Annotated in this window: 9 protein-coding genes; all 9 read right to left on the bottom strand. The window is 59.9% G+C overall.

Annotated elements, in window-relative coordinates; genetic code table 11:
- Positions 1 to 74: 74 nt before the first annotated feature.
- Complete coding sequence (locus tag ACWPWO_RS09045; RefSeq protein WP_454006128.1) at positions 75 to 674, bottom strand: hypothetical protein; 600 nt, start codon at positions 672 to 674, stop codon at positions 75 to 77.
- A 293-nt stretch (positions 675 to 967) separates the two neighbouring features.
- Positions 968 to 2044 carry a hypothetical protein gene (locus ACWPWO_RS09040; protein ID WP_454006126.1) on the bottom strand — a complete coding sequence of 359 codons (1077 nt, stop codon included), beginning with the start codon at positions 2042 to 2044 and terminating at the stop codon, positions 968 to 970.
- Positions 2045 to 2320: 276 nt separating this feature from the next.
- Positions 2321 to 4279 carry a hypothetical protein gene (locus ACWPWO_RS09035; RefSeq protein WP_454006124.1) on the bottom strand — a complete coding sequence of 653 codons (1959 nt, stop codon included), beginning with the start codon at positions 4277 to 4279 and terminating at the stop codon, positions 2321 to 2323.
- 135 nt (positions 4280 to 4414) lie between these two features.
- On the bottom strand, positions 4415 to 5461 hold the full coding sequence (locus ACWPWO_RS09030; protein ID WP_454006122.1) for a hypothetical protein: 1047 nt from the start codon (positions 5459 to 5461) through the stop codon (positions 4415 to 4417).
- A 132-nt stretch (positions 5462 to 5593) separates the two neighbouring features.
- Positions 5594 to 7504 (bottom strand): hypothetical protein, encoded by a 1911-nt coding sequence (locus tag ACWPWO_RS09025; RefSeq protein WP_454006121.1) that lies wholly within the window; start codon positions 7502 to 7504, stop codon positions 5594 to 5596.
- 163 nt (positions 7505 to 7667) lie between these two features.
- Positions 7668 to 9143, bottom strand: a complete 1476-nt coding sequence (locus ACWPWO_RS09020; RefSeq protein ID WP_454006120.1) for a hypothetical protein — start codon at positions 9141 to 9143, stop codon at positions 7668 to 7670.
- A gap of 90 nt (positions 9144 to 9233) precedes the next feature.
- Positions 9234 to 10658, bottom strand: coding sequence for a hypothetical protein (locus ACWPWO_RS09015; RefSeq protein WP_454006118.1), 1425 nt, complete (start codon positions 10656 to 10658; stop codon positions 9234 to 9236).
- A 123-nt stretch (positions 10659 to 10781) separates the two neighbouring features.
- Complete coding sequence (locus tag ACWPWO_RS09010; RefSeq protein WP_454006116.1) at positions 10782 to 12227, bottom strand: hypothetical protein; 1446 nt, start codon at positions 12225 to 12227, stop codon at positions 10782 to 10784.
- A gap of 27 nt (positions 12228 to 12254) precedes the next feature.
- Positions 12255 to 13685, bottom strand: a complete 1431-nt coding sequence (locus ACWPWO_RS09005) for a hypothetical protein (protein WP_454006114.1) — start codon at positions 13683 to 13685, stop codon at positions 12255 to 12257.
- Between the last annotated feature and the right edge of the window lie 68 nt (positions 13686 to 13753).

Genomic DNA, 13753 nt, shown 5'->3' with positions numbered 1-13753 from the left:
AAACCAGGAACGGTGTCCTGCTTTCGGGGATAAGAAGCAAGAATCCAGGAATTCCGCTGAACCACTTCAGTCCGTCAAGCGGGAGGTATTTCAAGTGCGCGGTCGCGCACGCCGTCGCTGATGTCCTGCCATTCCTGCCTCAACCGCCATACGTGCTTTACCATCTCGCCAGGCGCCCATCCGGAAAGGTCATAATCTCGCTCTTGCAATAACGAGGCCAGAATCGACGACGCTTCGGACCCCCTCGCCTCATCATCTGCAGCATCCTTCACTCGGGCCAGGCGATTTTCCATTACCGTCAGGCCGGGCTGAGCCCGTGCGCACATCTCGCGCCCCAAAGACTTGCCAAGGAGTCCCCGCATGGCGAGGGCCTGCCGCTTCTCCGGACTATCGTTGAGCTTATGTAGGGCATTGTCGGCCGCCTGAAGTTTTTCTCCGTGCAAACCAAGCATCCACGCGTCAAACTTGTCCCTGCTCAAGGACTGGATCTTGCCCAAAGGCTCTGACACGACCACATGGGCCAATTGCTCAAATGCGGCCCCCCCTACCTGACCCAGCATCTTGACCGCCTGAACGCGTAACCTGGCGGATGGGATCTGTTCCAGCACCGCTTCATACGCTTGCGGATGGTTGAAAATCCCGTCGCACAGCGCGATGAGATCGGGATAGGTCATGGCCTTCAGATAAGCACACAAGGCTTGGTCCCCTTCTGCCAAGTCGAACATTCTGCTGGGGTGTAAAGCGCAGATTGCCCACCGTGCCCAGAGGCCCGGGAGCCAGCTCTTGCATCTGCGTGGTCCGGGCGTGCGTCCGGCTCAAAATTTGGATGTTCATGATGGTTTTCTCTGAAAAGTCAGACTCGCGCTGCGGCTGATCGATTTTATTGAAGCGTCTCAGGCCGTCGCTCGGGCTTCTACTTGAAGGTTGCGGCAGCGTATCCCTGCTAAAATATCTACGCCTTGCTGCATCAGTTCCCAAGCTCCTCTATCATCTCGTTCGGCGCCCATCCAAAAAGGTCATAATCTTGCACCAGAGCAGTCAGAATCGGCATCGCCAGAGATTCCCTCTTCTCATGTGGCGCAACCCTCACCTGAGCCAGGCTGTTTTCCAATAGCTTCAGGCCAGGCCGTGCCCGTGCGTACACCTCGCGCCCCAATAACTTGCCGAGGAGCTCCCGCACGGTGAGGGCCTGCAGCTTTTCTGGACTATTGCTGAGCTTGTACAAGGCATTGTCAGCGGTCCGCAGTTTTTGATACGGCAAACCAGCCATCCGCGCGTCAAACTCATTTTTGCTCAAGGACTGGAAATAGATATCGAGCATGGAGACAGTCGGAAACCTATCCGCTATCTCGATGGCATCCAGCGTGGGCAAACCTGTGTGCAACGTATTCAACTGCGCCGCCAGCTTCTCTCCATCCACGGACGTGGCATTAAGCATTTCGCTTATCCTGTCCAAAGGCTCGGACACGACCACGCGGGCCAATTGCTGAAATGCGGCGTTCCCTACCTGATCCAGCATCTCGGCCGCCAGAGGTCGTAACTCAGCAGGTGAAATCCGGTCCAGCACCGCTTCATACGCTTGCGGATGGTTGAAAACCCCATCGCACAGCGCGATGAGATCGGGATACGTCATGGCCTTCAGATAAGCGAACAGGACTTGCTCGCCGCTTGCCGAGTCGAACAAATTGCCCTGGGACAGCCCGCTGATCTGCTCCAACTCCTTGGCGATTCGGGTCAAGGCGGGCTCATCATTGGCCGGGGCCGTCAGATTACCCAGCAAATTGCCGACGCAGCGGCTGAGCACCCTGGCCTCAATGCAATGCACGAGCTGCGCGCGGGCATCTCCCGACGCATTGCCAAGGTCGAACTCCAGATCCTCAACAGAACAATTGTCAAATGGGAATACGCTTGCGCGGCTGGCAGGCACCGTACCGCCCTGCTGTGGCGTAAAGCGCCGAGTGCCCACCGTGCCCCGAGGACCAGGCGCCAGCTCTTGCATCTGCGCAATCCGGGCGTCCGCCTGGGCCGGAGCTTGAACATTCATGATAATTTTCCCAAAGAAATGAACTCTCGCTGTTGCTGATCGACGGCCAGAGCAATCCCGGGCTCGGACACGGCGGGCAGCCTGGCCGTGTCCGCATAAGCCAGTTCCGATTCCGACAACCAGCGCCCCGGTTCGTGCCTTGTTGAAAGCCAGCGGGGCGCGCGTCTGACAGCGTCTTGGGGCTTGAGTAACCCATGGGCGCCGGATGTTCCTTCCCGCCGGCCGGCAGCCCGTTCGCCCCAGGACCAGGCGCCTTGCCTGACGCATCCAAAGTCCTTACTGCAGGCCGACCGTATCCGTAACCGAGTTATAGGTCACGCCGTATTGTTCCTGCAAAACCGGATAAAGGATGCCGGGCAAGCGGCTGGCGACCGAATCCCTGAGCTCCTGCTCCAGCCAGCGCTCATACACGTTTTCATTCATACGTAGAATGTTCAGGTCCTTCAACCGCTCCAGCATCGCGCCGCTCACGCCGTTCAGCAGAAGATGGATGGTAAGAAACTCGTTCACGATATTCTGTCTCACCTGCTCATAACCGCTCTGAACCGTAGCGCTCTCCAGCTTGTAGGCGGTCGTAAAGTACCTGCTGGCCATTTCCCTGATCAAGACCCTATTGCGCATCGCACTGCTCACCAGCATGACTTCACGCGCGCTGAGCAGCTCATCCACTACCCGTCCGCAACTCTCTCGAGCCAGCTCCCAACGGGAGCCCAGCGTGGGACCGTTGGAGTTGAAATGCCCCAGGCCTTCCAAGCGCCCGATACGCTGCGATTCCACGCCGGCCGCATCCCGCAGTTGCTGTGTGAGCAGCGGCATGTCGACCCGCTCCTCGGCCAGCGTCCGGAACACGTCCGTCATGGCTCTGATGAGTTGCCGGCTAAGCAGCCCGACGCGATGCAGGCTGGATGCTACGGCCGCCTCATGGTTCAGCTCCAATCCCAAGGAGTGCAAACTCACGGCGCGGCGCAGGCGTCCGAAAGTGAGGCCACCCAGCCTGCGCAAAGAATCTGCACTCAGTTCGCCGTCCGGATTGTTCTCTATGTCCCGGAACAGCATCAGGCTATCCTCGATCTGCCTGCGCACTTCCCGCTCCGTCGCCTCCGGCATACGCCTGTACGTCGTCTGGATTCCATTCACCAAGGCATGCAGATCAAATAAAGCCTCGGATGCGGCTAGCTGATCGCCCTCATGCACCGCGGAGCGCAGGGCACGGTTCAGTTCCCTCAGGGAAGGCGCGGTCCGTCTCTCGAGATCGCGCTCCAGGGACGTGCGCAGATGATTCAGCATGGCAAGAGGCTCGTACTCCTCCAGGCTCAGCATGAACTTGATCATTCGCAGCCCGCTATGGGCCAGCAAGGGATCGTTTTTTTTCTTCTCCGCCGCCGCCTCCGTCTTCCAATCCTCCCACCTGATCAATAAAGCAGCCCGGGCGGCGTCCAATGCGCCAGAATTCAGTTGACTCAGCAGCAGGTCCCACTGGGCCTGCGGCAAAGCCTTGAAATAGACGTCCAGCAAGTGAAGAGCCGGCGTCCGGTCCTGCACCCCGCTGGCATCCAGCATGGCCAGGCTAGTGTGCAACTTGATCAATTGCGTCTCCAGCTTCTGCGGATCCGGATAGTGCAGAAACAGCAGGCCCGCAATCTCCCACAAAGGCTCCAGCACGACCTCTTGAGCCAGACGCAGCTTCACGGCGTCCGCCATGTCCCCCAGCAAGCCGGCCGCCTGGCGGCGCAAGCCGGAATCCACCTGATCCAGCACCGCCCTGCGGGCGTCCGGATGGCCTAGAACCCCGCTATACAAAGCGATGAGATCCGCATAGAGCAATTCATTCAGGTAGGCGGACAAGGCCTCCGGCCCCCCCGTCAATCGAGCCAGACCGCCCTTATACCGCTCGCACAGCCGGGTAAGCCCTTGGGCGATGATGGGCCTGGCCTTAGGGGCATCCGCCGGTGCCGTCAGGTGGCCCAGCAGATCGCCGATGAGGCGGCTATTCTTGTAGGCCTCAATCACTATGTCCTGCTGCTTCAACTCTTCCAGGGACGGGCCGCTAACGGCGAATCGCAGATTGGCCCATGCTCTGTATATGTTCGACACCGGGCTGGTCGGGCTGACAGGCGCCGTGCCGTCCTGCTGCGGCGTGAAGCGCTGGTTGCCCACCGTTCCCAGAGGTCCGGGTGCCAGGCCCTGTCGCTGCAGAATCCGGGCTCCCGTCTGGCCAAGGAGTTGGATATTCATGATGATTTTCCTTGAAAAAAATCACCTCCCGCCAGACTTCAGTAACCGACAGGTACTGGACGTTCCTCTGACCGCAAATTCAACAGGCGGCCGGCCCGACAATGCCAAGCCCTGGCCAAAGCGCAAGTCCGGTGCTTAGAACAATCTCCAACTTGTGCCGGCAAGCCCTTCCAGCTCCAGGCCAAAACCTCGCAAGCCCCAGGAGGCATTGCGCAGATTCTCCACAACGACGGGATCCAGCCTGTCCAGCGAGGCGGCGCTCAGCGCTCCGTGCGGATTGTGCTCCGTATCGCGGAAGACCGACAAGTTGTCATTGACCAATCTGCTCGCACTTTCGGCCACTCCATCGGGCAGCCATCCGTAGGCCCGTCGCGTCTCAGCCACCAAAGCGTCCAGCTCGCAGAAAGCCTCGGATACGGCGCGCTGATTGCCCGCAAACCTCGCCTGGAACAGTTCGTTGTCCAATGCTCTCAGAGCAGGTTGAACCCGTGCGTGGATCTCGCGCCCCAAGGCTTGACGGATACTCTCCAGTCTCTCGATGGCACGCTGGCTTCCCGAACCATTGTTGAGCCGCTGCAGGGCATTTCGAGCGTCATGCATTGTGAGGACATCAAACACGCGCGACAACTGTTCCACTTGGCTCTGGGGCAAGGACCCAAAATAAACTTCCAACATGGCCGGGGCCGCGGGCAAGGCGATCAACCCCGCCGCCAGCTCCCGCGCCGCCACAAACGGGACTTGCAGCACCAGCTCGCGAATCCGCGACAAAGGGGCCTGCACGGCATCCCGGGCCAAACGCTGATTCAGCGCCCGGACGATCTGATTGAGCAGGTCGCTCGCCTGGAAATGCAAATCAGTCGACATCAAATTCAGCAAAGCGCTGCGGGACGCCAGGCTGCCCAGCAGATTGGCCACGTGACGGCTATTGTCATGGACCCGGTTCATCAAGTCGCGCTGTTGCCATGCTTCCAGGGTCATGCGGTTAAAGCGAAGCCTCAGATTGGCATAGAGATTGCTCAATGGTCGGCGTACGTTCGAGAGCGTCGCTCTGACTCGGCCGACACCCGCGGTGCCGCCCTGCCGTCGACCGAACTGCAGATTGCCGGCAGTTCCCAAAGGACCAGGCGCCACGCCCTGCCGCAGACTATGCGCGCCCGCCTGGCCAAGTGCTTGAGTATGCATGATGATCTTCCTTGATAAGATGCTTGCTCAAGCATTCAGTAACCGCCCCATACGGGCCGTTCCTCTTTTGAAGAAACCTGGACAGGACCTGGGCGTCATCCACTGAAGCCTTGGAGCTGACCGACCTTTTCTCTATGTCTTTCGGCGGCTGTCCTTCCGGGCTTGAATCTCGTGCGCGAATTGCCGGATAAGTGACGGCCTCAGGACGTTCTCGATCTCCATGATCGCTTCGGACGCCCGCCGCGCGGCTGGAGGCGACATCATGGACAGTAGAGCACCCCACGCGAATTTGCGCAGATCTCTTTCACGCAAGCCGCGGTATATAGCCAAGAGCTCCTGGTCACTCAGGTCCTGCAGGCGGAAGCTCCGGGGGTCGGCCTTCCCATTTCGACCGGCTGAACGGCCCATAAACAAGTTCTCCAGCAGTTGCACATGTTGAGCGAACCTGGACAGGACCTGGGCGTCGTCCATTGGCGCCTTGGGATCAAGCGGCGTGTCAATGCGGCGGATACCCTCGCGGGCTTGTATCGTCTCCTTGGGCGGCGCCTGCTTTTTCGCAGGCTTGGAAAGACTAAGATCTATATACCTAAGCGCGGCCCGCATCTGCGCCGAATCCTCATCGATGATCGACAAGGCTAGTTGGGCCTGAGCCTGTTTCATTAGCCGTAACCACTCCAACCGCTCCTGCGGCATATGCTTGGCTGCTTTGGTGTACTCCTTGACATGCGCCCGGACACGCGCCAGACCCGCTTCATTGAGCGCCTGGCGGTCCAGATCCAATCCCAGTACATGCAAATGCGGGACGCGACGCAGATTCAACAAAACGCCGTCCGGCAGCTTCTTCAGGGAAGCCGCATTCAGCGGATGGACCGGGTTGCTTGCCGCGTCCCGAAACAAGTTCATGCCAATCCCGATCAAGTCGCATACATCGTCGGCCGTCTCGTCGGGAAACTTTCTGTACGCCTGCAGATTCCTGTCCACCAGGGCATTGAGCTCAAGCAACACGCCGGAGGCGGCAGGAAGGTCATTGTCACGTACGGCCTTATCCAGCTTGCCTTTCAACTGCTGCAGCTCAGGCTTGGCTCGTGCGTGGATCTCGCCATACACCGATTGGCTGATTCGATCCATCATGATTTCGGCCCGATGGCTTGGCCATATGACGCTGAACGAGGCAAGGGCCTGCCGGCCGGCATCCAGATTTACTGACAGTAACCGGTTCAGCAGCGCCTTCGACTCCCCCTCCTGCAAACACTGAAAATAGCTGTCCAGCGCATCGCCGTCTCCCCTTCCGGTACTCGACGCCCTGCTGGACTCAAACTGTCGCAGGCCCCAGGCCAAGCTGGTCAATGCTTTCTCCAGTTGCGCCCCATTCACCGGACTGGCGGACAACAGCGCGGCAATCTCTCCCAAAGGCTTGCATACGACTTGTCGCTGAAATCGCGGAATCAAGGCGTCCTCAATCTGCTTCAGAACGTCCGAAGCTTGCCGTTCTGCTGCCAGCGAATCCTTGGGAATCTGCTCCAATACGGCTTTGCGAGCGGCCGGCTGGCCCAGCACCCCGTTGTACAAGGCAATGAGATCCGCATCGCTCAGCTCATCCAGGTAGAAGCGCAGGGATTCCTCTCCTCCTTTCAGGCTGGCTAAACGACCTTTGGACAGTTCGCCCAGCTGCGCCAGATTCCGGGCCAGCTTGGACAAAGCCGCGGCGTCGCTCGTCGGGGCTGTCAGACAGCCCAGCACATTGCCGACATGGCGGCTGTGCTTGCGGACTTGCATCAACTCCTTGCGTTGCGCGCGCGCCTCCGAGGGCGCACAGGTAAAGCGATCCTTCAAGACGGCCCATGCATGGGCGAACGAACGCCGCAGGTCCGACAGCCTCACACCCAGGCGAGTGGCGCGAGCGGTTCCGCCTTCCTCCATTGCGAACCGCAGATTGCCGACGGTGCCTAGAGGACAAGAACCCAGGTCCTTGCGTTCCAGCGCATGCTGCAGCTTCTGCTGGCCATATGTCGGAAGGGCGGGGTAAGCAGCTTGAAGGTCCATGTCAGTTTTCTCGAAAAAATCAGGCTCGCATGCCCACGCCTGAATCAGCGGACGGGTGGTGTCACCCCATCTGCATCAAGGTCGTAGCAAGGACCATTTGTTGTGATCTCAAAGCGTGAGTCACCAACGAATACCTGAGGTTCCTTGACCCGCCATTCAGCGCCTAGCTCTGGATTCGGGCCAGCATCGCTTCGGCCTGCTGCTTTTTCGGCCCCTCGTCGATCATCGACACGAGCTTGCGGATGACATCCTGCCTTGGCGCCTCCCATGCAGCCAGCAATGCAGCCGATCCGGCGTTCTCCGCAAGATTTCGCTCGGGAAACTGCTGGATATGCGTTTCGAGCCGCGACAGGGCCACATCATTGAGCGCGTCCTGGTCCAGAATCAGTCCCAAGGAACGCAAATTCGAGGCGCGATGCAAATACCAAAGAGTCGAGTCGCCCAGCCTCATCAGGGAAGCCCTGTTCAACGAACCGATCGGATTGTTCCGAGCGTCCCGGAACAGAGCCATGGCAGCATCGACCTGGCTGCGCACTTTCTCATACAAGCCTTCGGGCAAGGATCCCTGGGTGCGCATGGTCCCCCCCACCCAGGCGCTCAGGTCATAGAGACGCTTGGACGCCTTGAACTGCATTTCCGCGTGGTCCGCGTGACCCGGACTGTTCGCCGGTCCCGGCCGGGCCCGCGCGCGCCATTCGCGCTCCAGCGAGTTGCCGATACGCTCCAGCATGGCGGCGGCCTGGCTTTCCGAGTCATTGTCGGTTCGCGACAGGGTCTGTTGAACGGTATTCAGTCGCCCGCTCAAGCAATGGGTCAGCAATAGCTCCAATTGACCCTCGGGCAAAAATCGGAGGTAACCGTCCAGCGGGTCGCCGCCCTTGCCCATCGCCGTCGCCCTCCTGCTGGCTTCGAACTGATCCAGACCCTTGGCCAGTCTGATCAGCGGCTCCCTCAGCTCGCATCCATCCACTGAGCGGCCGGAGAGTTGCCTGACGATCTGCCCGAAAGGCTCCTGCACGACTCTCTGGATGAACTGATCACGCAGAGCCTCTGCAATCTGGTTCAGCACCTCGGGCAACTGCTCACCTTTCCAAGCCGAAACCCGGGAAATCTCCTTCAGCATGGCGGCGCGGGCGAGTGGACAGCCCGACACCCCATTGTGCATGGCAATGAGATCCGAATCGGACAACTCACTCAGGTAAAAAGTCAGGGATTTTTGTCCCCCCATCATCCTGCCCAAATCGCCTCTCAACGGATCGCACAGTTTGATCAGCTTTACGGCGATCCTGGAACAAGCCTGGGCGTCGTCCGCCCGGGCAGTCAGGCTGCCCAGCAGATCACCGAGGCGGCGGCTGTTCTTGCGAGCCTGAACCACGGCATGGCGCTGCGACCGCTCTTCCGAAGGCTCGCAGATAGACGTGAATCCAAATTCATTCAGAAAATGAGCCAAGGAATGGCATATATCCGACAGCAAAGTGCTGATGCGGCCGGCGCGCGCCGTCCCGCCCTGTTCCACGTTGAATTGCAGATTGCCCATGCGCCCCAGAGGACAAGGCTCCAGATCCTTGCGCTCCAGCGCCAGTTCCGGATTCTTTGGGATGCAGGCTTGGATAAAGTTTTGAAAGGGTCGAGCAACCATGATCGCCCTGCTCGACAAAAGTCAGACACGAATACCAGGATCAGAAACATTGACGGGTCGCGTCGTCGTTACATCCACGCCTTGACAACACTAAGCCCGGAGGCGGGCCAGCATGTCTTCAGCCCGCCGTCGCGTCGCAGCATTGCTGATCAGCGACAGGGCCTGCAGGGCTTCATTCAGTTTTTTTTGCCGGAGTTCTTCTGTGGGCTGTCCAAGGGCTTTTGCTCTGAAGAACGTATTAATGTGATTCTCGAGCCGTGTCATGCCCAAAACATTGAGCGACTCACCGTCCAGTTTCAGCCCCAAGGAATGCAAGTGCGAGGCGCGATGCAGGTTCAACAAGATGGCATCCTCCAGCCCGCTCAGAGAAAACGAAGTCAGCGGGCGGGCCGGATCGTCACCCTCATTCCGGAAAATCGACATGCCAACGTCGACCAAAACGCGCGCGTCCAGATCAATTTTCGCGGGCAGGAAACCGCAGGCCTTCTGCTCCTTGTCAATGAAGGCATTCAGATCATATAGAACCTTGGATCCGACGGACGGATCCTTATTGTTCGACGCTTCCAGCATCGTATTTGCCAACGCGTCCAGATCATCCTTGGTTTGCGCCAGGATCACGCCCTCCGACATGGCGCGCAGGCGATCCAACGTTGCCAGGGCCGCGTCCTGCGAACCGTCGGTGACCTGCGACAGGGCCTGGCGGGCGGCCTCCAGATTCTCGGGCCGCAATGCGAACAGCACCTTCTCCGGCTCGCCCTTGGGCAAGGACTGAAGGTAAAGGTCCAACTTGGCCACGTCCTGGGGGAACTCGCTCAGTTGTCGGTGCAACGCTTGCCCATCCAGAGGGAAGACGGTCAGTTCCTGGATCGTGTTCGCCAACGGCCCCCGTATGAGGTCCTGGGCGCTGCGCAGCTCCAGGGCCGCATTGATCACCTTCAGCGCGCCGGCCGCCTGATTGCGCAGCGGATTGCTGGCATCCGGCGAAATCCGGTCCAGCACCGCGTCACGGGCCTTGGGATCACCCAGCACCCCGTCGTACAGCGCCTGGAGATCCATATCTTTCAACTGGCCCATATGGCTGGACAGGCTCTGCTCCCACCCTTTCCGGCTGTTCAAGTCGCCGTCCGCCAGCGTGATGAGCTCCTCCAGCCTTTGGGCAACGTCGGTCCGACCCTTTTCGTCCTTCGCCAGAGCCGTCAGGTCGCCCAGCAAATTGGCGACGCATTTGTTGGTCTTGCGGTTCTCGACCAAAGCCTCGTGCGGCGCCCGCGCCTCCTTGGGCGCGTTGGTGAGGAAAAATGTCAGTTTGGCTTGCCAGTTGGCCACGAAATGGCGCAGGTCCGACAACGTCGTGCGGATGAGGCCGGCGCGCGCCGTGCCGCCCTGCTTGGCCGTGTACTGCCGGTTGCCGACGGTCCCCAGCGCGGAGGAAGACCCCGCACCTTGTCCTTTCAGTTCCGGTTTCGGCTGAACAGCTATCGGGCTGAACAAGCCGGAGGTGCCAGAAATAGCCATAATCATCTTCCTCGAAAAGCCCCCGAACCGTGGCGCGGCGTCCGGTTTGCGGGGGCAGCTCAAATCCAGAACGCTTGTCTGGCTCAGGGGTTTGAATCAACAGGCTGGCCATCCTGGAAACAACTAGATCCGGATGCTGTTTAATACCGCTTGGGCCTGCTCTCTCATCGAAACATCGTCGATCAGCGCCATGGCCTCTCGGATGGCGTCCCCTCTTGTTTTCGCCATGTCACTCATCATCTTCCTCGTCTGTCTATGAGACGTGCGCTCGGCGAACTGCTCGCCATGCTTCTTGACCCGTGCCAGGCACTCTTCATTGAGAGCGTCACGATCCAGCTTCAGTCCCAAAGAGCGCAGGTTCTTGGCGCCATGCAGGTACCCCAGAGAGGTATCATGCAGCTTCTTCATGGAAGCCCGATTGAGCGGGCCCTCCGGATTGCTCTGCGCGTGGCGGAACAAGCGCAAGCCGGTATCGACCTGGGCGCGCGCATCCTCGACCATGCCTTCAGGCAAGGACCCGCAGGCTTTCAGATGCTTGTCCAGCAGAACATCGAGCTGACGCAAGACATTGGCTGCAGCGAACCGGTCCGCCTGGCTGGCCGCCGTATCCAGCTTGCCTTGCAGCTCCTTCAGCTCAGGCTGGGCTCGTGCGTGAATCACGCCTTCCGCCGAAGTGCGCAGACGATCCAGCGTTGCGCGGGCCAAGTCCTGCGAACCATCGGTGACCCGCGACAGGGCCTGTTCAACGGCCTCCAGGTTCTCGGGCCGCAATGCGAACAGCACCTTCTCCGGCTCGCCCTTGGGCAAGGACTGGAGGTACAGATCCAACTTGGCCACGTCCTGGGGGAACTCGCTCAATTGCCGATGCAGCGCTTGCCCATCCAGAGTAGACGCGGACAGTTGTTCCATCGTGTTCGCCAACGGCTCCCGTATGAGGGCCTGGGCGCTGCGCAGATCCAGGGCCGCATTGATCACCTTCAGCGCGCCGGCCGCCTGATTACGCAAATGATTGCTGGCGTCCGGCGAAATCCGGTCCAGCACCGCGTCACGGGCCTTGGGATCACCCAGCACCCCGTCGTACAGCGCCTGGAGATCCATATCTTTCAACTGGCCCATATGGCTGGACAGGCTCTGCTCCCACCCTTTCCGGCTGTTCAAGTCGCCGTCCGCCAGCGTGATGAGCTCCTCCAGCCTTTGGGCAACGTCGGTCCGACCCTTTTCGTCCTTCGCCAGAGCCGTCAGGTCGCCCAGCAAATTGGCGACGCATTTGTTGGTCTTGCGGTTCTCGACCAAAGCCTCGTGCGGCGCCCGCGCCTCCTTGGGCGCGTTGGTGAGGAAAAATGTCAGTTTGGCTTGCCAGTTGGCCACGAAATGGCGCAGGTCCGACAACGTCGTGCGGATGAGGCCGGCGCGCGCCGTGCCGCCCTGCTTGGCCGTGTACTGCCGGTTGCCGACGGACCCCAGCGCGGAGGAAGACCCCGCGCCTTGTCCTTTCAGTTCCGGTTTCGGCTGCTCATCTATCAGTCTAAGGTAGCCGGAGGCGTTGGTAGTTTGAATTGCCATGCTCATCTTCCTATAAAATATCGGATTGCTCTGCTACGTCCGGATGCGGGTCAATGCTTTTTCAGCATGCCACTTCATCCCATCATCGCTGATCAAGGACAGGACCTGTAAGGCATCATTGAGTTTCTTTTGCCGAAATTCGTCCCGCTTTTCCATGGGCAGTTTCGTGACATTGTCCCTGAACTCATTAACGTGGCGGTGGATTCGAGACGTGCTCAATCGATCGAGCTCCGCAGAGTCCAGCTTCAACCCCAAGGGGTGCAAGTGCGAGGCGCGATGCAGATTCAACAAAGCGGCGTCCTTCAACACGTTCAGGGAAGACATTTTCAGCGAGCCGCCCCGTTCGTCCTCGTCGCTCAGAAACAGCTGCATGCCACCGTCGACCAAATCGCGCGCGTCCTCAATTATTTCTGCAGGCAAGGATCCGCAGGCCTTTTGCACCTCGTCAATCAAGGTGTTCAGATCGGATAGAATCCTGGACCCGGCAAGCTTATCCCCCTTATCATGCGCATCTTCCATCTTCGCGCCCAACGCGCTCAGCGCCGGCTGGGCTCGTGCGTGAATCACGCCCTCCGCCGACGTGCGCAGACGATCCAGCGTTGCGCGGGCCAGGTCCTGCGAGCCATCGGTGACCCGCGACAGGGCCTGGCGGCCGGCCTCCAGGTTCTCGGGCCGCAGGGCGAACAACACCTTCTCCGGCTCGCCCTTGGGCAAGGAGTGGAGATAAAGGTCCAGCCTGGCCGCGTCCTGGGGGAACCCGCTCAGTTGCCGGTGCAGCTCCTGCCCATCCAAGGGGGAGGCGGACAGTTGCTGGACCGTGTTCGCCAACGGCTCCCGTATGAGGTCCTGGGCGCTGCGCAGATCCAGGGCCGCATTGATCACTTCCAACGCGCCGGCCGCCTGCTTACGCAGCGGATTGCTTGCTTCAGGCGAAATCCGGTCCAGCACCGCGTCACGGGCCTGGGGATCACCCAGCACCCCGTCGTACAGCGCCTTGAGATCCATATCTTTCAACTGGCCCATATGGCTGGACAGGCACTGCTCCCACCCTTTCCGGCTGTTCAAATCGCCGTCCGCCAGCGTGATGAGCTCCTCCAGCCTTCGGGCAACGGCGGTCCGACCCTTTTCGTCCTTCGCCAGAGCCGTCAGGTCGCCCAGCAAATTGGCGACGCATTTGTTGGTCTTGCGGTTCTGAACCAAAGCCTCGTGCTGCGCCCGCGCCTCCTTGGGCGCGTTGGTCAGGAAAAATGTCAGTTTGGCTTGCCAGTTGGCCACGAAATGGCGCAGGTCCGACAACGTCGTGCGGATGAAACCGACGCGCGCCGTGCCGCCCTGCTTGGCCGTGTACTGCAGGTTGCCGACGCTGCCCAGCGCGGAGGAAGATCTCGCGCCTTGTCCTTTCAGTTCCGATTTCGGCTGAACAGCTATCGGGTTAAACAAGCCAGAGGTGCCAGAAATAGCCATAATCATCTTCCTAGAAAAAATCAGGCCTACATACCAGAACCGGGGCGGAAACCTGCAGGGTCCGCGCC

It is taken from the genome of Alcaligenes sp. Marseille-Q7550 (assembly GCF_965112015.1).
The sequence above is the reverse complement of the archived record's forward strand: the minus strand, read 5'-3'. Positions and strand labels throughout refer to the sequence as shown.

Bases quoted from the DNA above. Each gene is read 5' to 3' on its own strand.
- ACWPWO_RS09040 (WP_454006126.1), bottom strand. From the start codon at position 2,044: ATGAATGTTCAAGCTCCGGCCCAGGCGGACGCCCGGATTGCGCAGATG.
- ACWPWO_RS09005 (WP_454006114.1), bottom strand. From the start codon at position 13,685: ATGGCTATTTCTGGCACCTCTGGCTTGTTTAACCCGATAGCTGTTCAG.
- ACWPWO_RS09045 (WP_454006128.1), bottom strand. From the start codon at position 674: ATGACCTATCCCGATCTCATCGCGCTGTGCGACGGGATTTTCAACCAT.
- ACWPWO_RS09010 (WP_454006116.1), bottom strand. From the start codon at position 12,227: ATGAGCATGGCAATTCAAACTACCAACGCCTCCGGCTACCTTAGACTG.
- ACWPWO_RS09035 (WP_454006124.1), bottom strand. From the start codon at position 4,279: ATGAATATCCAACTCCTTGGCCAGACGGGAGCCCGGATTCTGCAGCGA.
- ACWPWO_RS09030 (WP_454006122.1), bottom strand. From the start codon at position 5,461: ATGCATACTCAAGCACTTGGCCAGGCGGGCGCGCATAGTCTGCGGCAG.
- ACWPWO_RS09020 (WP_454006120.1), bottom strand. From the start codon at position 9,143: ATGGTTGCTCGACCCTTTCAAAACTTTATCCAAGCCTGCATCCCAAAG.
- ACWPWO_RS09015 (WP_454006118.1), bottom strand. From the start codon at position 10,658: ATGGCTATTTCTGGCACCTCCGGCTTGTTCAGCCCGATAGCTGTTCAG.
- ACWPWO_RS09025 (WP_454006121.1), bottom strand. From the start codon at position 7,504: ATGGACCTTCAAGCTGCTTACCCCGCCCTTCCGACATATGGCCAGCAG.